Origin of the sequence: Domibacillus tundrae (assembly GCF_000970675.1) — a bacterium.
Taxonomy (GTDB): domain Bacteria; phylum Bacillota; class Bacilli; order Bacillales; family Domibacillaceae; genus Domibacillus; species Domibacillus tundrae.
Genome location: NZ_LAJA01000016.1, coordinates 27,755 through 48,563, shown reverse-complemented (window position 1 = coordinate 48,563; position 20,809 = coordinate 27,755). Strand labels below are relative to the sequence as shown.

Annotated in this window: 20 protein-coding genes and 2 other annotated features; all 20 genes read left to right on the top strand. The window is 45.7% G+C overall.

All coding sequences use genetic code 11. The features are described from left to right. Window positions 1-68 precede the first annotated feature (68 nt). The 20 genes from VQ00_RS13710 (at window position 69) to rpoC (ending at window position 20,741) form a co-directional block, all read left to right on the top strand. The gene (locus VQ00_RS13710) at window positions 69-1,151 is read left to right on the top strand and encodes a PIN/TRAM domain-containing protein (protein ID WP_046180714.1); all 1,083 of its coding nucleotides are present in this window, start codon (window positions 69-71) and stop codon (window positions 1,149-1,151) included. Window positions 1,152-1,174: 23 nt separating this feature from the next. Then, window positions 1,175-1,870: a 2-C-methyl-D-erythritol 4-phosphate cytidylyltransferase gene (ispD, locus tag VQ00_RS13705; RefSeq protein WP_046180713.1), complete on the top strand. Its 696-nt coding sequence runs from the start codon at window positions 1,175-1,177 to the stop codon at window positions 1,868-1,870. A 5-nt stretch (window positions 1,871-1,875) separates the two neighbouring features. Further along, a complete protein-coding gene (gene ispF / locus VQ00_RS13700; RefSeq protein WP_046180712.1) occupies window positions 1,876-2,358 on the top strand; it encodes a 2-C-methyl-D-erythritol 2,4-cyclodiphosphate synthase in 483 nt (160 codons plus the stop codon). A 23-nt stretch (window positions 2,359-2,381) separates the two neighbouring features. Continuing rightward, a complete protein-coding gene (gltX, locus tag VQ00_RS13695; protein ID WP_046180711.1) occupies window positions 2,382-3,842 on the top strand; it encodes a glutamate--tRNA ligase in 1,461 nt (486 codons plus the stop codon). Between the two features lie 32 nt (window positions 3,843-3,874). Continuing rightward, window positions 3,875-4,098, top strand: a binding site (T-box leader). A gap of 20 nt (window positions 4,099-4,118) precedes the next feature. Next, window positions 4,119-4,811, top strand: a complete 693-nt coding sequence (gene cysE, locus VQ00_RS13690) for a serine O-acetyltransferase (RefSeq protein ID WP_256519998.1) — start codon at window positions 4,119-4,121, stop codon at window positions 4,809-4,811. After that, window positions 4,801-6,198: a cysteine--tRNA ligase gene (gene cysS / locus VQ00_RS13685; RefSeq protein ID WP_046180709.1), complete on the top strand. Its 1,398-nt coding sequence runs from the start codon at window positions 4,801-4,803 to the stop codon at window positions 6,196-6,198. The genes cysE and cysS overlap by 11 nt, the downstream gene beginning before the upstream one ends. Then, window positions 6,198-6,611 carry a Mini-ribonuclease 3 gene (locus tag VQ00_RS13680; protein WP_281175935.1) on the top strand — a complete coding sequence of 138 codons (414 nt, stop codon included), beginning with the start codon at window positions 6,198-6,200 and terminating at the stop codon, window positions 6,609-6,611. The genes cysS and VQ00_RS13680 overlap by 1 nt, the downstream gene beginning before the upstream one ends. Continuing rightward, window positions 6,608-7,363: a 23S rRNA (guanosine(2251)-2'-O)-methyltransferase RlmB gene (gene rlmB / locus VQ00_RS13675; RefSeq protein WP_046180707.1), complete on the top strand. Its 756-nt coding sequence runs from the start codon at window positions 6,608-6,610 to the stop codon at window positions 7,361-7,363. The genes VQ00_RS13680 and rlmB overlap by 4 nt, the downstream gene beginning before the upstream one ends. 2 nt (window positions 7,364-7,365) lie before the next feature. Further along, on the top strand, window positions 7,366-7,875 hold the full coding sequence (locus tag VQ00_RS13670; protein ID WP_046180706.1) for an NYN domain-containing protein: 510 nt from the start codon (window positions 7,366-7,368) through the stop codon (window positions 7,873-7,875). A 72-nt stretch (window positions 7,876-7,947) separates the two neighbouring features. After that, window positions 7,948-8,595 carry an RNA polymerase sporulation sigma factor SigH gene (gene sigH, locus VQ00_RS13665; protein WP_082091575.1) on the top strand — a complete coding sequence of 216 codons (648 nt, stop codon included), beginning with the start codon at window positions 7,948-7,950 and terminating at the stop codon, window positions 8,593-8,595. Window positions 8,596-8,657: 62 nt separating this feature from the next. Beyond that, window positions 8,658-8,804: a 50S ribosomal protein L33 gene (gene rpmG / locus VQ00_RS13660; protein ID WP_046180704.1), complete on the top strand. Its 147-nt coding sequence runs from the start codon at window positions 8,658-8,660 to the stop codon at window positions 8,802-8,804. A gap of 32 nt (window positions 8,805-8,836) precedes the next feature. Further along, entirely contained in the window at window positions 8,837-9,022 is a 186-nt protein-coding gene (secE, locus tag VQ00_RS13655) for a preprotein translocase subunit SecE (RefSeq protein ID WP_046180703.1), read from the top strand. 348 nt (window positions 9,023-9,370) lie between these two features. After that, entirely contained in the window at window positions 9,371-9,907 is a 537-nt protein-coding gene (gene nusG / locus VQ00_RS13645) for a transcription termination/antitermination protein NusG (protein WP_046180701.1), read from the top strand. Window positions 9,908-10,072: 165 nt separating this feature from the next. Continuing rightward, a complete protein-coding gene (gene rplK / locus VQ00_RS13640; protein WP_046180700.1) occupies window positions 10,073-10,498 on the top strand; it encodes a 50S ribosomal protein L11 in 426 nt (141 codons plus the stop codon). 108 nt (window positions 10,499-10,606) lie between these two features. Continuing rightward, window positions 10,607-11,311, top strand: a complete 705-nt coding sequence (rplA, locus tag VQ00_RS13635) for a 50S ribosomal protein L1 (protein WP_046180699.1) — start codon at window positions 10,607-10,609, stop codon at window positions 11,309-11,311. Window positions 11,312-11,405: 94 nt separating this feature from the next. Then, window positions 11,406-11,547: a sequence feature (ribosomal protein L10 leader region), on the top strand. Window positions 11,548-11,648: 101 nt separating this feature from the next. After that, window positions 11,649-12,149, top strand: coding sequence for a 50S ribosomal protein L10 (gene rplJ / locus VQ00_RS13630; RefSeq protein ID WP_046180698.1), 501 nt, complete (start codon window positions 11,649-11,651; stop codon window positions 12,147-12,149). A 73-nt stretch (window positions 12,150-12,222) separates the two neighbouring features. Next, a complete protein-coding gene (gene rplL, locus VQ00_RS13625) occupies window positions 12,223-12,585 on the top strand; it encodes a 50S ribosomal protein L7/L12 (RefSeq protein WP_046180697.1) in 363 nt (120 codons plus the stop codon). Window positions 12,586-12,658: 73 nt separating this feature from the next. Then, window positions 12,659-13,258 (top strand): class I SAM-dependent methyltransferase, encoded by a 600-nt coding sequence (locus VQ00_RS13620; protein ID WP_046180696.1) that lies wholly within the window; start codon window positions 12,659-12,661, stop codon window positions 13,256-13,258. A gap of 241 nt (window positions 13,259-13,499) precedes the next feature. After that, window positions 13,500-17,054: a DNA-directed RNA polymerase subunit beta gene (gene rpoB / locus VQ00_RS13615; RefSeq protein ID WP_046180695.1), complete on the top strand. Its 3,555-nt coding sequence runs from the start codon at window positions 13,500-13,502 to the stop codon at window positions 17,052-17,054. Between the two features lie 96 nt (window positions 17,055-17,150). Further along, complete coding sequence (rpoC, locus tag VQ00_RS13610) at window positions 17,151-20,741, top strand: DNA-directed RNA polymerase subunit beta' (protein WP_046180694.1); 3,591 nt, start codon at window positions 17,151-17,153, stop codon at window positions 20,739-20,741. The last annotated feature ends 68 nt before the right edge of the window (window positions 20,742-20,809 follow it).

Genomic DNA, 20,809 nt, shown 5'->3' with positions numbered 1-20,809 from the left:
AGTCTCGTATTAATAGCGCGAGACTCGAAACGTGTTTATAATAAAAAGAATAGGGAGGTGAAACAAACATGTTGAAGCGTCTTGTACAAGGTGGGTTCATTATTTTAGGCGGTACGCTTGGCGTATTTCTTCTTTCGGACTTATTCCTTTATCTTCATTTTGATTATCCATTTATTAATAACCCATATGTAACAGCGCTTTTAGGGGCACTCCTTTTCTACTTGCTTACCTTTTGGGCAGTAGACTACATCGTGGAGTTTATTAAGTGGATTGAAGATCGGATTGTAAATGCGCCGCTGACGGATATCGTCACAGGCGGCCTTGGTTTGTTGATCGGTCTTCTTGTAGCTATGCTGGTGGGCATCCCGCTCTCACAGCTCCAGCTGCCAATTGTCAATACAGTCGTTCCCATTCTGCTGACCATTGGCCTTGGATATCTGGGCTTTCAATTCGGGTTTAAGCGCCGGGATGAGCTGACGTCTCTTTTTTCATCCAGCAAAGCATCAAAGCGGAAAGAAGTTCAGACAGAAGAAGTATTGCCTGCGCTGCCAGCCAAGTCGTTTAAAATCTTGGATACAAGCGTCATTATTGACGGACGGATTGCTGATATTTGTGAGACAGGCTTTTTAGATGGAACGATTATCATCCCGCAATTTGTTCTAGAAGAATTACAGCATATCGCTGATTCTTCTGATACACTGAAGAGAACGAAAGGGCGCCGCGGCCTTGATATTTTAAACCGCATGCAAAAAGACGTCCCGATTGATGTGGAAATGACGGAAAAAGATTACGAAGACGTTCATGAAGTGGATTCAAAGCTTGTGAAGCTGGCAAAAGATATTGGCGGCATCGTCGTGACGAATGATTTTAATTTAAACAAAGTGTGTGAATTTCAAAAAGTGCAGGTGCTCAATATAAACGACCTTGCGAACGCGGTAAAACCGGTCGTGATTCCGGGAGAAGAAATGCACGTACTGGTCATTAAAGATGGAAAAGAGCAGCGTCAGGGCATTGCGTATCTTGATGATGGAACGATGATCGTCGTAGAAGACGGCCGTGATTTTATCGGCAAACAAATTGACGTAATTGTTACAAGTGTTCTGCAGACATCTGCCGGGCGAATGATTTTTGCCAAACCGAAGCATGCATGATGAGAAAGGAAAGGTTTAAACGAATGGACTATTATGTCGTGATCCCGGCAGCTGGAAAAGGAAAGCGCATGAAAGCAGGCATGAACAAAGTGCTGCTTGAGCTTGAAGGACGGCCGCTTATTATTCATACGCTCGCTGTGTTTGAACTGGACACTTCCTGCAAAGGAATCGTGTTGTCCGTTCATCCGGATGAACGGCTGGAATTTAAGCAGCTTTTGACTGCGCACCGAATTACAAAAGTATACGCATTCGCTGACGGCGGCAAGGAGCGTCAGCACAGTGTCTACAGCGGCTTAAAAGCGCTCCCGCCGGAATCAGACATCGTCCTCGTTCATGATGGGGCAAGGCCGTTTATTACAAAAGAAACGATCACCATGCTCGTCGACAGTGCCCAAAACACCGGGGCCGCTATCGCGGCTGTTCCGGTGAAAGATACGATTAAAAAAGCAGAAAGCGGCACAGTGTCTAAGACGGTGGACCGGGCGAGCCTCTGGTCTGTACAGACACCGCAAGCTTTTCAAAAAGAAGTTCTGCTTGCCGCACAGCGAAAAGCGGAAGAAGAAGAATTTTTAGGAACAGACGAATCATCGCTTGTTGAAAGGACAGGTTATCCTGTACAAATTGTTGAAAGCAATTATGACAATATTAAATTGACGACGCCGGAGGATTTATATTTTGCCCGGGCGATCATAGCGAAAAGAAACGAAAGTCAGGTGTGAATAAAATGTTTCGAATTGGACAAGGATTTGATGTACACCAGCTGACAGAAGGGCGGCCGCTTATTATTGGCGGTGTAACGATTCCTCATGAAAAAGGATTGCTCGGCCACTCGGATGCAGATGTACTCCTTCATACTGTAGCGGATGCCTGTCTCGGCGCGATTGGCGAAGGTGATATCGGCCGTCACTTTCCGGATACAGACGAAGCGTTCAAAGACGCGGATTCCGCAAAGCTGCTTGAGCATGTCTGGAAGCTCGTAAAAGAAAAAGGCTATGAGCTCGGTAATATTGACTGTACGATCATTGCCCAAAAGCCGAAAATGGCGCCTTACATTGGCTCGATGCAGGAACGGATTGCCGAGCTGCTTGAAGCACACACAGACCAAGTGAATGTAAAAGCAACAACGACCGAAAAACTTGGATTCCCGGGACGGGGCGAAGGTATTGCTTCGCAGGCCACTGTCCTATTGGTGAAAAAACAAAGGTAAAAAAGCATCGGAGGAAAAAAGCTATGACAAATAACGTGCGTGTTCGTTACGCGCCGAGCCCGACTGGTCATTTACATATCGGGAACGCGCGGACGGCGCTTTTTAATTATTTATATGCCCGTAATCTTGGGGGAACATTCATTATCCGTATTGAAGATACGGATCAAAAGAGGAATATTGAAGGCGGCGAAAAAAGCCAGCTGGACTATTTAAAATGGCTTGGTGTTGATTGGGATGAAGGCCCGGATGTTGGCGGCGATTATGGACCATACCGCCAATCGGAGCGTAACGATTTATATAAAAAATATTACGAACAGCTTTTAAAAGAAGGCAAAGCGTATAAATGCTACTGCACAGCGGAAGAGCTTGAAGCAGAGCGTGAGGCACAGCAGGAACGGAACGAAATTGCCGGCTACTCCGGAAAATGTCGTCATTTAACGAAAGAAGAGCAAGCTGCATTAGAAGCGGAAGGACGTCGTCCAAGCATCCGTTTCCTCGTTCCGTCAAGTGAAACCATTTCCTTTAACGATGTGGTCAAAGGGAACGTATCATTTGACTCTGATGGCATCGGCGGTGATTTTGTCATTGTAAAGCAGGATGGGATCCCGACGTATAACTTCGCAGTAGCGGTGGACGATCATTTAATGAAAATGACACATGTTCTTCGCGGCGATGATCACATTTCCAATACACCAAAGCAGCTGCTTATTTATAAAGCGCTTGGCTTTGAACCGCCAGTATTCGGCCATATGACGTTGATTGTCAATGAAAGCCGGAAGAAATTAAGCAAGCGTGACGAGTCGATTATTCAATTTATCGAACAATATAAAGAACTCGGTTATTTACCGGAAGCACTCTTGAATTTCATTACGCTGCTCGGCTGGTCGCCGAAAGAAGAAGAGGAAATTTACACGAAAGAGCAGTTTATCGAACAGTTTGACGCGGACCGCCTATCAAAATCGCCGGCATTCTTTGATAAACAAAAGCTTCTTTGGATGAACAATCAGTACATGAAAGAGCAGTCGGTAGAACGCGTCGTTGAGCTTGCCCGCCCGCACCTTTTAAAAGCAGGCTTGATTGAAGAAATCCTTTCTCCTGAGCAGGAAGAATGGGTAACAAACTTAATTACGCTATACCAGGAAAAAATGAGCTATGGTGCGGAAATTGTCGAATTGTCTACGCTGTTCTTTAAAGAAGATGTTTCTTATGAAGGCGAAGCGAAAGATGTTCTGGCAGAAGAGGAAGTACCGGAAGTTCTTCAGTCTTTTGCAGACAAAGCGGCTGTCCTTGAACCGTTTGAAGCAGACGGTGTGAAGAAAGCAATGAAGGACGTGCAAAAAGAGACTGGTCATAAAGGGAAAAAACTATTTATGCCGATTCGAGCTGCGGTCACCGGGCAAACGCACGGACCGGATCTTCCAAAAGCGATCGAACTGCTGGGCCGGGAAAAAGTACTGCAAAGACTAAATGCCGTTCTTGATTAAACGGCTGTTCGGTATATAATAGAGTATATATACAAAAAACGTTGAAGAGGAAAAGTAAGCGGGCAGATGCCTTTCAGAGAGAACCGCCACGGCTGCAAGCGGTTCAGGCCTCTCTGTCCGCAGAAGTGCCCCTCTGAGTCTGCGGCTGAACAAAAGTAAGCGGCAGCGGGTACATCCCGTTATCAATTTGGAGTTGGGAAAATGGCGCTGCCGTTTTTCAAACAGAGTGGAACCGCGTGTACAAAACGTCTCTGTCTTTCAGAGGCGTTTTTTTATATGTCTAAAAAAGGGTTTGAGAGGAGTGGCAAGGCAATGTTTAAGGTGTTAAAGCAAGATATTGATACAATTTTTGAGCAGGATCCGGCAGCGAGAAGCTACCTGGAAGTGATTTTAACGTATTCAGGCCTCCACGCTATTTGGTCGCACCGGCTTGCGCACGGATTTTACAAACGGAAATTTTATTTTATTGCCCGGGTCATTTCACAGATCAGCCGCTTTTTTACGGGCATCGAAATTCATCCCGGCGCCCGGATTGGCCGCGGTCTTTTTATTGACCATGGCATGGGTGTCGTTATTGGTGAAACATGTGAGATCGGTGATAATGTGACGCTGTATCAAGGGGTCACGCTTGGCGGAACTGGTAAAGAAAAAGGGAAACGCCACCCGACTGTTCTTGACGGGGCATTAATTGCAACGGGTGCTAAAGTACTTGGTTCAATTACCGTTGGAGAATGTGCTCGAATTGGCGCCGGATCAGTTGTTCTAAAAGATGTCCCGCCGAATTCAACGGTCGTTGGCATTCCGGGAAGAATCGTCGTACAAAATGGAAAAAAGGTGGAGCCAACCGTGAAAGACTTGAACCACAGCAACATGCCCGATCCGGTAGCCGACCGCTTGAAAAGCCTGGAAGCAGAAATTGTTCGATTAAAAGAAGAAATCAAGAGAGGGGAACACACAAATGTCCGTTAAATTGTACAATACGCTGACGCGCAGTAAAGAAGAATTTGTCCCAATTGAAAAGGGAAAAGTAAAAATGTATGTGTGTGGGCCAACCGTTTACAATTACATTCATATCGGCAATGCGCGGCCGGCGATCGTGTTTGATACGGTACGCCGCCACCTTCAATACCGGGGATATGACGTCACGTACGTATCGAATTTTACGGATGTCGATGACAAGCTGATCCGGGCAGCAAATGAACTTGGAGAAGAAGTTCCCACTGTTGCAGAACGATTCATCAATGCGTATTTTGAAGACACGCATGCGCTCGGCTGCCAAAAAGCGGACGTACATCCGCGCGTGACAGAAAATATTGAGCTGATCGTTGATTTTATTTCAGAACTGGTCAACAAAGGATTCGCATATGAGTCCGGCGGGGATGTTTATTACCGGACGCGTAAATTTAACGGCTACGGAAAGCTGTCCCACCAATCGGTTGACGAATTGAAAGTCGGCGCCCGCATTGGCGCCGGAGAAAAGAAAGATGATGCGCTCGATTTTGTTTTATGGAAAGCGGCAAAAGAAGGAGAGATTTCATGGAACAGCCCATGGGGGAAAGGACGCCCGGGCTGGCACATTGAATGCTCCGCGATGGCACGCAAATATCTTGGTGACTCTATCGATATTCATGCCGGCGGCCAGGATCTCACATTCCCGCATCATGAAAATGAAATCGCCCAATCAGAAGCACTGACAGGCAAGCCATTCGCCCGTTACTGGCTGCATAATGGATACATTAACATCGACAACGAAAAAATGTCGAAATCACTCGGCAACTTTGTCCTTGTACATGACATTATTAAAGAAATTGACCCGCAGGTGCTTCGTTTCTTCATGCTTTCTGTTCACTATCGCAATCCGGTTAATTACAACAAAGAATTACTCGACAGTGCGGCTGCGTCGCTTGACCGGCTGAAAATTGCCTATAAAAACTTGAAGCACCGGAAAGAATCAAGCACCAATTTAACAGAATATGACGATCAGTGGCTTCAAAAAACAGCGGCACATCATACCCGCTTTTTGCAGGAGATGGATGATGACTTTAATACGGCCAATGCTATTTCTGTTCTGTTCGATTTATCGAAAGACGCCAATGTGTATTTACTCCAATCGCATACGTCAGCTGTCGTTATTGATGCTTTTTTGTCGAAATTTGAAGATATGTTTTTTGTGCTCGGTTTGCAGGTGCAGCAGGAAGAATTGCTTGATGAGGAAATTGAAGCATTGATTGAACAGCGGAACGAGGCACGTAAAAATCGGGACTTTGCCCGCGCAGACAGCATTCGCGATCAGCTTAAAGACTTAAATATTATCCTTGAAGATACGGCGCAGGGAATTCGGTGGAGACGCGGATGATGAAACAATTAGCAGAACCGTTAAAAGACGCAAGACAGCTGAATGGGCTTGCACTTGCGTATATGGGAGATGCTGTATACGAAGTATATATACGCAAATTTTTGCTGGAATCAGGCCGGGTAAAACCGAATGACCTGCATCGGGCTTCGACAAAATTCGTATCAGCGAAAGCGCAGGCAGCTCAGCTTCACCGCTTGCGCGAAAATAATTTTTTAACCGAAGAAGAAGTAACGGTGGCAAAACGCGGCCGTAATGCAAAATCAGGTCATATTCCTAAAAACACCGATGTACTGACATACAATCACAGCACTGCGTTTGAAGCGGTCATCGGTTTTTTGTTTTTGACCGGTCAGCTTGAACGGATGGAAATTATCATATACGACATCTTAGAGAACGGAGGGACCAAAGGATGACACAGGAACAGGAACAGGAATGGATTGGGGGCCGAAACCCCGTCATGGAAGCGCTGCGTGCCGGTCGAGATATTAATAAGCTATGGGTGCAGGAAGGTGCGCAAAAAGGGTCGATTCAGCAAATTTTAACGAAAGCAAAAGAGCTGGGCATTCCGGTACAAGTTGTGCCAAAGCGGAAAATTGAGCAAATGGTGCCGGAAAATCATCAAGGGGTTGCAGCTTCAGTGGCGGCGTATCAATACGCAGAATTGGATGACTTGTTTGTAAAAGCGGAAGAAAGCGGCGAACTGCCATTTTTTCTTCTGCTGGATGAACTGGAAGATCCGCATAATCTCGGTTCGATTATGCGGACAGCTGATGCTGTGGGTGCGCACGGTATTATTATTCCGAAACGCCGGTCGGTCAGTTTAACCGCAACAGCTGCAAAAGCGTCTACGGGCGCAATTGAATACGTCCCGGTTGTGCGCGTGACAAATCTTGCCCGCACGATAGAAGAATTAAAAGAGCGGGGTGTTTGGATTGCTGGAACAGATGCCTCGGGGGCCGATGATTATCGCCGTTTTGATGGAACGATGCCGCTTTGTCTCGTTATTGGCAGCGAAGGCCGCGGTGTAAGCCGTCTCGTCAAAGAAAAATGTGATTTTCTCATTCAGCTGCCAATGAGTGGTCACGTTACGTCACTAAATGCTTCAGTGGCGGCGGCCTTGCTCATGTACGAGGTATACCGGAAGCGTCATCCGCTGGGGGACTGACGATGGATATTCTCCTCATCGACGGCTATAACATGATCGGTGCGTGGCCTGAGCTTCGCCAGTTGAAAGACACAGACTTTGCCGGCGCCCGTGACCGCCTTGTCACACTAATGGCAGAATATCAGGGCGTGCATGGCTGCCGGGTTATCATTGTGTTCGATGCGCATTTTGTTAAAGGAACGGAAAAAAAATACCGGGATGCCAAAGTGGAGGTCATTTTCACGCGCGAAAATGAAACGGCGGATGAACGAATCGAAAAAATGGCGATTGAATTAAATAACGTGCGTGATCAAGTGACGGTAGCCACATCTGACTTTACAGAGCAATGGGCTGTGTTCGGACAAGGGGCTCTTCGAGTCTCAGCGCGGGAACTTTTAACAGAGCTGTCGATCACACAAAAAGCGATTCGGAAAAACCTCGGTGAGATCAGTCATGTCAAGCCGCAGGCAAGAATTCCGCTCAGCAAGGAAACCGCAGAAACATTTGAGAAGTGGCGCAGAGGAAAAAAATGAAAGATTGACGAAGAAAAAAATGGTACTGTATACTAATCCTAGCGAAGATTGCCAGGCGGAGGGATGTGTAGCATGAACCGTTCGATAACTGCAGAGATGGATATGCTTATTCTTAGTGACGAACAAATAGTAGAGCTTGTGCACAACGGAAACAGTGAAGCCCTCGATTTTGTCATTCATAAATATAGGAATTTTGTCAGGGCAAAAGCCCGTTCTTATTTTTTAATTGGAGCCGATAAAGAAGATATTGTGCAAGAAGGCATGATCGGGTTGTATAAAGCCGTCCGCGATTTTAAAGGGGACAAGCTCAGCTCGTTCCGGGCTTTTGCAGAACTGTGCATTACCCGGCAGATTATTACCGCTATTAAAACGGCGACCCGCCAGAAACATATCCCGCTTAATTCCTACGTATCGCTCGATAAGCCGATTTATGATGAAGAATCAGACCGGACGCTTATGGACGTGCTCACGGGAACAAAAGTGAGCGACCCGCAGGAATTAATTATTAACCGCGAGCAATTTTCAAGCATTGAAGGAAAGGTGAACGAGCTTTTAAGCGATTTAGAGCGGCAAGTGCTCGCTCTTTACCTCGATGGCCGTTCGTACCAGGAAATTTCAGAAGAGTTGAACCGTCATGTGAAATCAATCGATAATGCCCTGCAGCGAGTAAAGCGAAAGCTGGAACGGTATTTGGAGTTTAAAGAAATTACCATCCAATGAAACTTGACGAAAGACCGCTTTCAATGATACGTTTTAAGAATTGAAATGGTAAGGTGATGAACATGGCGAAAAAAGTGCCGCTTGCGTGTTCTGTATGCGGATCACGCAATTACTCGACGACGGTGAATACAACCGGCGGCGAGCGCCTTGAAATAAAAAAATTTTGCGGTGTCTGCAATCAGCATACTGGGCATAAACAGACGAAATGACACCGGCGCATTTCTTTTGGAGGTTTCAGCAAATGTCACGCATTACGCAGTTTTTCCGTAACGTGCGCTCTGAAATGGCCAAGGTCAGCTGGCCGAAACGAAAAGAGCTTACGACATATACGATTACCGTCATTTCGACAGTAATTTTTCTTGCTCTTTTTTTCTCGGTCGTCGATCTTGGTATTTCAACGCTCGTCCGCTGGGTTTTAGAAATGTAACAGCTGTCTGAAAAATTACTTGAATACACAGTGTTTTTTCCGTGGTATAATGGATAATATGATTAAGAGGCTAGGAACGCCGCATCTTGCGGCAGTGCCTTTATGACCCGCATCATGCGGACCTGAAAAGCCCGTTTAACGGGTTTTTTCATTTGGTTTGAAAAATGTCTAGCTCCAGGTGCCATCAGCTCGAGGGCCCACACGATGTGGGTCACAAAGACGTTGCGGCACGATGCCGCGATCTTAGTCTTTGCTCTAAGACAGCTCGTCTTATGCTTGTCGCTGATAAACGGGCGCCTTGCGCTTTTCATTTAAATGAAAAGGAGGGAAGGACACAAGTCCCTTTCTATGGAAAAAAATTGGTATGTCGTTCACACGTATTCAGGATATGAGAATAAAGTAAAAGCAAATTTAGAAAAACGCGTTGAGTCGATGGCGATGCAGGATAAAATTTTTCGCGTCATCGTACCAGAAGAAGAAGAGCGCGATATAAAAAACGGGAAAGAAAAAATTACGAAACGTAAAGTGTTTCCCGGTTACGTGCTTGTTGAAATCGTCATGACGGACGATTCGTGGTATGTTGTCCGGAACACACCGGGTGTCACAGGCTTTGTAGGCTCATCCGGCCATGGTTCTAAACCGACCCCGCTTCTTCCGGATGAAGTAACATCCATCCTAAAACAAATGGGGATGGAAGAGCGCCGTCATGAAGCGGATTACGAGCTTGGCGAAACCGTCATCGTTAAAGACGGTCCATTTGCAGACTTTGAAGGCACTGTAGAAGAAATTGATCAGGATAAAGGCAAGCTGAAAGTGCTCGTCAATATGTTTGGCCGTGAAACGCCAGTAGAACTTGATTTTGATCAAGTGAATAAAATATCCTGAAAAACAGGTTGAAATCTTGCGTGAAAAGTGGTACTATTTTTTAGGTCAGTATGTATTGTACTGCCTAAGACTCATTTTATAATCATCTTTATTTAAATAAAGATAGACAGAGTGGGAGGGGCAAAGCCCCATGTACCACATCACGGACTTAAGGAGGTGTGTCTCGTGGCTAAAAAAGTAATTAAAGTTGTAAAACTGCAAATTCCTGCAGGTAAAGCAAACCCTGCGCCGCCGGTTGGTCCGGCACTCGGTCAAGCTGGTGTTAACATCATGGGATTCTGTAAAGAATTCAATGCGCGCACAGCAGATCAAGCAGGATTGATCATTCCGGTTGAAATCTCGGTTTTTGAAGACCGTTCATTTACATTCATCACAAAAACTCCGCCTGCAGCTGTTCTTTTGAAAAAAGCAGCTGGTATCGAATCAGGATCTGGAGAACCGAACCGCAATAAAGTTGCAACGGTTAAACGTGATAAAGTGCGTGAAATTGCTGAAACAAAAATGCCTGACTTAAATGCAGCTGACGTTGAATCGGCTATGCGTATGGTTGAAGGTACTGCCCGCAGCATGGGTATTGTGATCGAAGACTGATCAGTTGTCTGTTTTTTGGAGGTTGCGAGTGAAGTAGCGATACTTCATCCGCAGCCTTTATTCGTGGGAGGTAAATTCCGCTAAAACCACATAAGGAGGAAATAAAACATGGCTAAACAAGGTAAAAAGTTTCAAGATGCGACGAAACTCGTTGATCGCACGAAACAATATTCAGTAGAAGAAGCAATTGAACTTGTAAAACAAACAAGTACAGTGAAATTTGATGCAACAGTTGAGGCGGCATTCCGTCTTGGTGTTGACCCGAAAAAAGCGGATCAACAAATCCGCGGTGCGCTTGTTCTTCCAAATGGAACAGGTAAAACACAACGCGTTCTTGTATTTGCAAAAGGCGAAAAAGCAAAAGAAGCGGAAGCTGCGGGTGCAGACCACGTAGGCGACAGCGACTTCATCACTAAAATCCAACAAGGCTGGTTTGAATTTGATGTGATCGTGGCAACACCTGACATGATGGGTGAAGTTGGTAAATTAGGTCGTGTTCTCGGACCAAAAGGCTTGATGCCGAACCCGAAAACAGGAACAGTTACATTCGACGTTACAAAAGCCATTCAAGAAATCAAAGCAGGTAAAGTGGAATACCGTGTAGATAAAGCCGGTAACGTTCACGTACCAGTTGGTAAAGTTTCATTCGAAAGCAGCAAGCTGATCGAAAACTTTACAGCGATTTTTGATACAATGATGAAAGTAAAGCCTTCTGCAGCAAAAGGCATTTACATGAAAAACATTGCTATTACGTCAACAATGGGTCCTGGCGTAAAAGTAGATGCTTCATCTTTCGTAACAGTTAAAAACTAAGTTGACAACATAAAGATTTTCTGTTAAAGTAAAATTCGTTGAGCTTACGAAGGTGAGTAACAAGAGTTTTTAAGCTCTTGAACAACTTATTAACCACATATGTACATTTGTACCGTAGACAGCAGGGGCTCACGCTTAATCATCCTGCCGAGGACTTGCGAAATAGATTGCGCGGCGTTTCGTCCGCTTTTCTTGCCTCCATGTCTTTCGGGATATGGAGGCTTTTATGTTTCCTGGGGGGCCGCTGCAGGACGCGGCATAGTTAACCCTCGATCCTTTAACGGTATTAAATGATGAGCGAGTTCCGCTCGTACAAATTCTACAGGAGGTGTAGCAGATGAGCAGCGTTATCGAGAAAAAGCAAGCACTTGTTGGTGAAATCGCCGACAAACTAAAAAACAGCCCATCGACAGTTATCGTTGACTACCGCGGACTTTCCGTGGCACAAGTAACGGAACTTCGTAAGCAGCTTCGTGAAGCAGGCGTTGAGTTCAAAGTATACAAAAATACAATGACTCGCCGTGCAGCTGAGCAGGCAGGCATTGAAGGACTTCAAGAGTTCCTTACAGGTCCAAACGCAATCGCGTTCGGTGCTGAGGATGTTGTCGCTCCAGCGAAGATCTTGAATGAATTCGCGAAGAAAAACGAAGCGCTTGAAATCAAAGCGGGTGTTCTTGAAGGCAACTTCGTATCTGTTGAGGAAGTTAAAGCACTTGCAGAACTTCCATCACGCGAAGGACTTCTTTCGATGGTACTCAGCGTTCTTCAAGCGCCAATCCGCAACTTCGCTCTTGCAGCGAAAGCAGTGGCCGACCAAAAAGAAGAACAAGGCGCGTAATAGTAAGACAAGCCGCGTAGCGGTTTAACGAATAAAAAAACATTTTTAAAACACACTAAGGAGGAAACACAAAATGTCTAAAGAGCAAATCATTGAAGCAATCAAAGAAATGTCCGTTCTTGAATTGAACGACCTTGTAAAAGCAATCGAAGAAGAATTCGGCGTAACAGCAGCAGCACCAGTTGCAGCAGCAGGTGCTGGCGGCGGCGAAGCAGCAGCAGAACAAACTGAATTCGACCTTATCCTTAATGGAGCAGGCGACCAAAAAATCAAAGTTATCAAAGCAGTTCGCGAAATCACAGGCCTTGGCTTGAAAGAAGCGAAAGAGCTAGTTGACAACACACCAAAAGCGCTTAAAGAAGGTATCGCGAAAGAAGAAGCTGAAGAGCTGAAAGCGAAACTTGAAGAAGTTGGCGCTTCTGTAGAAGTGAAGTAATTCTTTGATACAATGACACAAAAGTCCGCTGGTTTTGCAGCGGGCTTTTGTTTATTGAAAGGGGAAATAGATCGTGGGAGACCATTATTTTTCCAAAAACCCTAACAGCGAGCATCGTCCGCAGCACTTCACATTTGCATTGCGTGGCAAATCATATACATTTGAAACAGATGCCGGTGTTTTCTCGAAATCAGAAGTGGACTTTGGTTCAAGGCTGCTTATTGAAACATTTGAATGGCCGGAAGTAGATGGACCAATATTGGATGCTGGCTGCGGTTATGGTCCAATCGGTCTTTCGATCGCATCCGAACAGCCGGATCGAATCATTCATATGATTGATGTGAATGACAGGGCACTGACGCTGGCGCGTGAAAATGCAAAGCGAAATAATGTTGACAATGTGCTCATTTACGAAAGTGATCGTCTGCAAAATGTGTCGGAAGAAGGTTTTGCGGCAGTGCTGACAAACCCGCCGATCCGCGCGGGCAAGCAAGTTGTTTTTGATATAGTACAAACCGGCTTTGCAAAACTTTCAGAAGGCGGCGAACTATGGGTTGTTATTCAGAAAAAACAGGGAGCGCCATCTGTCATAAAAGAAATCGAACGGCTGGCCGGTTCATGTGAAGTTGCAGCGAAAGCTAAAGGCTATTTTATTTTGCGTGCGAAAAAATAATTGACCCTAAAAAAACCGTATGCTATTATTGTAAAATGCCAATATAATATTTGTGCCCGTTTGTCAATGAGAATATTTTTTTGCCGAAATGGGAACAATGACAACAAAATAGGGCCAATCGTGATAAAAATAAGGTTTTCTTTGACAAAACCTTTTTCTTTTTGTCTTGTTGAGTATGAAAATACTCCGCTTAAAGATAAATTATAGGCAATAATAACGCTTGATTTGAGGGGTGAATCAGTTGACAGGTCAACTAGTTCAGTATGGACGACACCGCCAGCGCAGAAGCTATGCGCGCATTAGTGAAGTATTAGAGTTACCGAATTTGATTGAAATTCAAACAGCCTCCTATCAATGGTTTCTTGATGAGGGTCTGCGTGAAATGTTCCAGGACATTTCTCCGATTGAAGATTTCACAGGTAATCTGGCACTGGAATTTATTGATTACAGTTTGGCAGAACCAAAATATCCCGTGGATGAGTCGAAAGAGCGTGATGTTACATACTCTGCGCCGCTCCGTGTGAAAGTCCGTCTTTTAAACAAAGAAACGGGCGAAGTGAAAGATCAAGAAGTTTTCATGGGTGATTTCCCGCTTATGACTGAAACAGGAACATTCATTATTAACGGTGCAGAGCGCGTTATCGTTTCTCAGCTCGTTCGTTCTCCAAGTGTGTATTACAACGGAAAATTGGACAAAAATGGAAAGCGCGGCTTCACTGCGACTGTTATTCCAAACCGTGGTGCGTGGCTCGAATACGAAACAGATGCCAAAGATATCGTATATGTCCGTATCGACCGGACGCGTAAATTACCGATTACGGTTTTATTGCGTGCGCTCGGGTTTGGCACTGATCAAGAAATCATCGACTTGCTTGGTGATAACGAATATTTGCGCAATACGCTTGAAAAAGATAATACAGAAACAACGGAAAAAGCGCTGATTGAAATTTATGAGCGTCTTCGCCCGGGTGAACCGCCGACAGTTGACAACGCGAAAAGTCTTTTGGTTTCCCGTTTCTTTGACCCGAAACGGTACGATCTTGCCAGTGTAGGCCGTTATAAAATGAACAAAAAGCTTCACACGAAAAATCGTTTATTCGGACAGCGTCTGGCTGAACCGCTGGCAGATCCGGAAACAGGTGAAATTATTGCAGAAGCAGGTACGGTGCTAGACCGCCGCACACTCGATAAAGTCATTCCGCATCTTGAAAAGGGTGCTTCATTTAAATCATACCGTCAAACAGGCGGCGTGATTGAAGATGACATGACCGTTCAAACGATTAAAGTATACGCACCAAACAGCGAAGAAGAGCAGGTAATTAATCTTATCGGCAACGGCTTCCCAGAAATGAACGTGAAGAACATCACACCGGCAGATATTATCGCGTCAATAGGCTATTTCTTCAATCTTCTTTACGGGGTAGGCGACACAGACGATATTGATCATCTCGGCAACCGTCGTCTTCGTTCAGTTGGAGAACTTTTGCAAAACCAATTCCGTATTGGGTTGTCTCGTATGGAACGGGTTGTTCGCGAGCGTATGTCGATTCAAGACACGCAAACGATCACACCGCAGCAGCTTATTAACATCCGTCCGGTGATTGCATCAATTAAAGAGTTCTTTGGAAGCTCTCAGCTTTCGCAGTTTATGGATCAGACGAATCCGCTTGGCGAATTAACGCATAAACGCCGTCTGTCCGCACTCGGACCGGGTGGTTTAACACGTGAGCGCGCGGGCTTTGAAGTGCGTGACGTTCATTACTCCCACTATGGCCGTATGTGTCCGATTGAAACTCCTGAGGGACCAAACATCGGGCTGATCAACTCCTTGTCATCGTTTGCGAAAGTAAACCGTTTCGGCTTTATTGAAACACCGTATCGCCGTGTCGATCCGGATACAGGCTGTGTAACGACGCGCATCGATTATTTGACAGCCGATGAAGAAGATAACTACGTTGTCGCACAGGCGAATGTACCCCTGAACGATGACGGATCATTTGCGGAAGAAGAAGTCGTTGCCCGTTTCCGTGGTGAAAATACCGTGGTTAAACGTGAGCGTGTGGATTATATGGACGTATCGCCGAAACAGGTTGTATCGGCTGCGACAGCATGTATCCCATTCTTAGAAAACGATGACTCCAACCGTGCCCTCATGGGAGCGAACATGCAGCGTCAGGCTGTGCCGTTAATGCAGCCGGAAGCGCCAATTGTCGGAACAGGTATGGAATATGTATCTGCAAAGGACTCTGGGGCTGCTGTTATTTGCAAACACGAAGGAATTGTTGAACGAGTAGAAGCCCGCCAAATTTTTGTCCGCCGTATTCAAGAAGTAGATGGACAGGAAGTAAAAGGCGACCTTGATAAATATAAATTGCAAAAGTTTATTCGTTCTAACCAAGGAACGTGCTATAACCAGCGTCCAATCGTTGCAGTGGGCAACCGTGTGACAAAAGGCGAGATTTTAGCAGATGGCCCGTCAATGGAGCTCGGCGAACTTGCCCTTGGCCGTAACGTCCTTGTTGGGTTCATGACATGGGACGGCTACAACTATGAAGATGCAATTATTATGAGTGAGCGTCTTGTGAAAGATGACGTGTATACATCGATTCATATTGAAGAATACGAGTCAGAATCACGTGATACAAAGCTCGGACCGGAAGAAATTACGCGTGATATTCCAAACGTCGGTGAAGATGCACTTCGCAATCTTGATGATCGTGGGATTATTCGTGTCGGTGCTGAAGTAAAAGACGGTGATTTGCTTGTAGGGAAAGTAACGCCTAAAGGTGTAACAGAACTAACAGCAGAAGAACGTCTGCTTCATGCGATCTTCGGTGAAAAAGCACGCGAAGTTCGTGATACGTCATTACGTGTTCCTCACGGCGGAACCGGAATTGTCCTTGATGTAAAAGTCTTCAACCGTGAAGATGGAGACGAACTGCCGCCGGGTGTGAATCAGCTCGTACGTGTTTACATTGTTCAGAAGCGGAAGATTTCTGAAGGGGATAAAATGGCTGGTCGTCATGGTAATAAAGGGGTAATCTCCCGTATTTTGCCAGAGGAAGACATGCCGTTCCTGCCAGATGGCACACCGGTTGATATTATGCTTAACCCACTTGGCGTACCATCCCGTATGAACATCGGACAGGTGCTTGAGCTTCACTTAGGTATGGCTGCACGCTATCTTGGCATTCACGTTGCATCACCGGTATTTGATGGTGCATCCGAGGATGATGTGTGGGAAACAATTGAAGAAGCCGGCATGAGCCGTGATGCGAAAACTGTCTTGTATGATGGCCGCAGCGGCGAGCCATTCGACAACCGCGTATCTGTTGGAATCATGTACATGATCAAACTTGCGCATATGGTTGATGATAAACTTCACGCGCGTTCTACAGGTCCATACTCACTCGTTACGCAGCAGCCACTTGGCGGTAAAGCTCAGTTTGGCGGACAGCGTTTCGGTGAGATGGAAGTATGGGCACTTGAAGCATACGGTGCTGCTTATACGCTGCAGGAAATCTTAACTGTTAAATCCGATGACATTGTCGGTCGTGTAAAAACATACGAAGCAATCGTTAAAGGTGAAAATGTTCCAGAACCAGGTGTCCCTGAATCATTCAAAGTATTGATTAAAGAGCTTCAAAGCCTTGGTCTTGACGTGAAAATGATGTCAGGCGACGATAAGGAAATTGAATTGCGTGATCTTGAAGACGAAGAGGATGTGCAGCAGGCCGATACATTAAACATCGCTCCTGAAGCCGCTGGAATAGAACCAATCGGATCAAAAGACTGAACCATATTTACAAATAGCATTTCGTCCAAAAAGCGCTCTTAGCGCTTTTTGGGCGCTTTCAAGGAAATCGGTAAAAAGAAAAGGGAGGTAGGCCCCTTGCTGGATGTCAATAATTTTGAGTATATGAAGATTGGTCTTGCTTCACCTGATAAGATTCGTTCTTGGTCTTATGGAGAAGTCAAAAAACCTGAAACAATTAATTACCGTACACTCAAGCCAGAAAAAGACGGCTTGTTCTGCGAACGGATTTTTGGCCCTACGAAAGATTGGGAGTGCCATTGTGGCAAATATAAACGTGTCCGCTATAAAGGTGTCGTCTGTGACCGCTGTGGCGTTGAAGTAACAAAAGCGAAAGTACGCCGTGAACGTATGGGCCACATTGAGCTGGCAGCACCAGTTTCGCATATTTGGTATTTCAAAGGAATCCCAAGCCGCATGGGTCTCGTTTTGGACATGTCTCCGCGTGCTTTAGAAGAAATCATTTATTTCGCTTCATACGTGGTTACGGAGTCAGGTGATACAGCACTTGAGAAGAAGCAGCTTCTTTCTGAAAAAGAATTCCGCACGTACCGCGATAAATACGGTAATAAATTCCAGGCGGCTATGGGAGCAGAAGCGATCAAAAAGCTTCTCCAAGATATTGACCTTGATAAAGAAACAGAACAGCTAAAAGAAGAATTAAAATCAGCACAGGGACAGCGTCGGACACGTGCGATTAAACGTCTTGAAGTGATCGAAGCATTCCGTCATTCGGGCAACCATCCGGACTGGATGGTTTTAGATGTGCTGCCGGTCATTCCGCCAGAACTTCGCCCGATGGTACAGCTGGACGGCGGTCGTTTTGCAACATCTGATTTGAATGATTTGTATCGCCGTGTGATTAACCGGAACAACCGTTTAAAACGTCTTTTAGACCTTGGTGCCCCAAGCATTATCGTTCAAAATGAAAAACGGATGCTGCAAGAAGCCGTTGATGCATTGATTGATAACGGACGTCGCGGCCGCCCTGTTACAGGTCCGGGTAACCGTCCATTGAAATCACTTTCGCATATGCTGAAAGGAAAACAAGGCCGTTTCCGTCAAAACTTGCTCGGAAAACGGGTCGATTATTCTGGTCGTTCTGTAATCGTCGTCGGTCCAAACTTAAAAATGTATCAATGCGGTCTTCCAAAAGAAATGGCGCTTGAGCTTTTTAAGCCGTTCGTGATGAAAGAACTCGTTGAACGTGGTCTTGCACACAACATTAAAAGTGCAAAGCGTAAAATTGAGCGCGTGCAGTCCGATGTATGGGATGTACTTGAAGAAGTCATCCGTGAGCATCCTGTTTTATTGAACCGGGCACCGACGCTTCACCGTCTCGGTATCCAGGCATTTGAACCAACATTGGTTGAAGGACGCGCAATTCGTCTTCACCCGCTCGTATGTACAGCATACAATGCGGACTTTGATGGTGACCAAATGGCCGTTCACGTGCCGCTTTCTGCTGAAGCGCAAGCGGAAGCCCGCATGCTGATGCTGGCTGCACAAAACATTTTGAATCCGAAAGACGGAAAGCCAGTTGTTACACCGTCACAGGATATGGTTCTTGGAAACTATTACTTAACGCTTGAGCGTGAAGATTCAATAGGAGAAGGGGCTATCTTTAAAGATACAAATGAGGCGATTTTGGCTTATCAAAACGGATATGTTCACTTACACACACGTGTAGCAGTGGCGGCATCATCCCTTGAAAACCAAACATTCACAGAAAAACAAAATAAGCAGCTTCTTATCACAACGGTTGGCAAATTGATCTTTAATGAAATTTTGCCGGATACATTCCCGTACATCAACGAACCGACAAGCAGCAACCTTGAAGTGAAAACGCCAGAGAAATATTTTGTTGATGCGGGTGTGAACGTGCCTGAGCATATTGCTAAGCAGGAAGTTATCGAGCCGTTTAAAAAGAAAATTCTCGGTAACATTATCGCGGAAGTGTTTAAACGCTTTAAGATTACTGAAACATCTAAAATGCTTGACCGTATGAAAGACCTTGGCTTTAGACACTCGACAAAAGCGGGTATTACAGTAGGGGTTGCGGACATCGTCGTTTTAAGTGAAAAAGAAGGAATCCTAAAAGAAGCACAAGCAAAAGTGGACAATGTTATGAAGCAGTTCCGCCGCGGTTTAATTACCGAAGAAGAACGCTACGACCGTGTCATTTCTGTTTGGAGTGCGGCGAAAGATGTTATTCAAGGTAAATTGATGGCGTCTCTTGATAAACGCAACCCAATCTTTATGATGAGTGATTCAGGAGCCCGTGGTAATGCTTCCAACTTTACACAGCTTGCCGGTATGCGCGGACTCATGGCCAACCCGGCTGGGCGTATTATCGAACTTCCGATCAAGTCATCGTTCCGTGAAGGTCTGACGGTACTCGAGTACTTTATTTCAACACACGGTGCGCGTAAAGGTCTTGCCGATACGGCTCTGAAAACAGCCGATTCTGGTTACTTAACACGTCGTCTTGTTGACGTAGCGCAAGATGTCATCGTCCGCGAAGATGATTGTGGAACAGACCGCGGCCTGGAAATCGGCTCGATTAAAGACGGCACTGAAATTATTGAAGCGCTCGAAGAACGTCTTGTCGGCCGTTATTCACGCAAAGCAATCAAACATCCTGAAACAGGTGAAGTGATTCTCCGTGAAAACGAACAAATTGATGAAGACTTGGCGAAAATCATTGTAGAAGCGGGCGTGGAAACAGTTTGGATCCGCTCTGCCTTTACATGTAATACGCGCCACGGCGTATGTAAAAAATGCTATGGACGCAACTTGGCAACCGGCCAGGAAGTGGAAGTCGGTGAAGCAGTTGGTATTATCGCTGCCCAGTCGATCGGGGAACCAGGAACACAGCTTACAATGCGTACGTTCCATACAGGCGGCGTAGCTGGAGACGATATTACACAGGGTCTTCCGCGTATTCAGGAAATTTTCGAAGCGCGTAACCCGAAAGGTCAGGCAATTATCTCGGAAATCAACGGCACGATTACGTCGATTACAGAAGGCCGCGACCGTCAGCAGGAAATTACGATTCAAGGAGACGTGGAAACACGTTCTTACACAGCTCCATACACGGCTCGCTTGAAAGTAGCGGTTGGTGATCAAATTGAACGGGGTCAAGTATTAACAGAAGGTTCGATTGATCCGAAAGAATATTTGAAAATCAAAGACGTGGCCTCTGTACAGGAATATTTATTGCGCGAAGTGCAAAAAGTATACCGTATGCAAGGGGTAGAAATCGGCGATAAGCACGTCGAAGTAATGGTCCGCCAGATGCTTCGCAAAGTGCGCGTACTTGAAGCGGGAGACACTGATGTTCTTCCAGGCAGCCTGCTTGAAATTCATCAGTTCCGTGACGCAAACGAAAAAGCCCTTCTTGAAGGCGGAATCCCGGCAACGGGGCGTCCGATTCTTCTCGGTATTACAAAAGCATCGCTTGAAACGGATTCTTTCTTGTCTGCTGCATCCTTCCAGGAAACAACTCGTGTTCTGACGGATGCTGCAATCAAAGGAAAACGTGACGAATTGCTCGGTTTGAAAGAAAACGTCATTATCGGAAAACTCGTTCCAGCGGGTACCGGCATGCAGCGTTATCGCCAATCTGAAGCGAATTTGAAGCAGGAAGCACCTGTTACAGCCGAATAATCTTTTATCGGCGCCTTGATCGCAAGGGCGCCGATAAAATTTTTTTGAAAAGAACAGTTGACACTAAA

Coding starts and splice junctions, on each gene's coding strand:
- rplA (WP_046180699.1), top strand. CDS start 10,607: ATGGCTAAACAAGGTAAAAAGTTTCAAGATGCGACGAAACTCGTTGAT.
- cysS (WP_046180709.1), top strand. CDS start 4,801: ATGTCCGTTAAATTGTACAATACGCTGACGCGCAGTAAAGAAGAATTT.
- ispF (WP_046180712.1), top strand. CDS start 1,876: ATGTTTCGAATTGGACAAGGATTTGATGTACACCAGCTGACAGAAGGG.
- VQ00_RS13680 (WP_281175935.1), top strand. CDS start 6,198: ATGAAACAATTAGCAGAACCGTTAAAAGACGCAAGACAGCTGAATGGG.
- rpmG (WP_046180704.1), top strand. CDS start 8,658: ATGGCGAAAAAAGTGCCGCTTGCGTGTTCTGTATGCGGATCACGCAAT.
- ispD (WP_046180713.1), top strand. CDS start 1,175: ATGGACTATTATGTCGTGATCCCGGCAGCTGGAAAAGGAAAGCGCATG.
- rplJ (WP_046180698.1), top strand. CDS start 11,649: ATGAGCAGCGTTATCGAGAAAAAGCAAGCACTTGTTGGTGAAATCGCC.
- sigH (WP_082091575.1), top strand. CDS start 7,948: ATGAACCGTTCGATAACTGCAGAGATGGATATGCTTATTCTTAGTGAC.
- nusG (WP_046180701.1), top strand. CDS start 9,371: ATGGAAAAAAATTGGTATGTCGTTCACACGTATTCAGGATATGAGAAT.
- VQ00_RS13670 (WP_046180706.1), top strand. CDS start 7,366: ATGGATATTCTCCTCATCGACGGCTATAACATGATCGGTGCGTGGCCT.
- rplL (WP_046180697.1), top strand. CDS start 12,223: ATGTCTAAAGAGCAAATCATTGAAGCAATCAAAGAAATGTCCGTTCTT.
- cysE (WP_256519998.1), top strand. CDS start 4,119: ATGTCTAAAAAAGGGTTTGAGAGGAGTGGCAAGGCAATGTTTAAGGTG.
- rlmB (WP_046180707.1), top strand. CDS start 6,608: ATGACACAGGAACAGGAACAGGAATGGATTGGGGGCCGAAACCCCGTC.
- secE (WP_046180703.1), top strand. CDS start 8,837: ATGTCACGCATTACGCAGTTTTTCCGTAACGTGCGCTCTGAAATGGCC.
- VQ00_RS13710 (WP_046180714.1), top strand. CDS start 69: ATGTTGAAGCGTCTTGTACAAGGTGGGTTCATTATTTTAGGCGGTACG.
- gltX (WP_046180711.1), top strand. CDS start 2,382: ATGACAAATAACGTGCGTGTTCGTTACGCGCCGAGCCCGACTGGTCAT.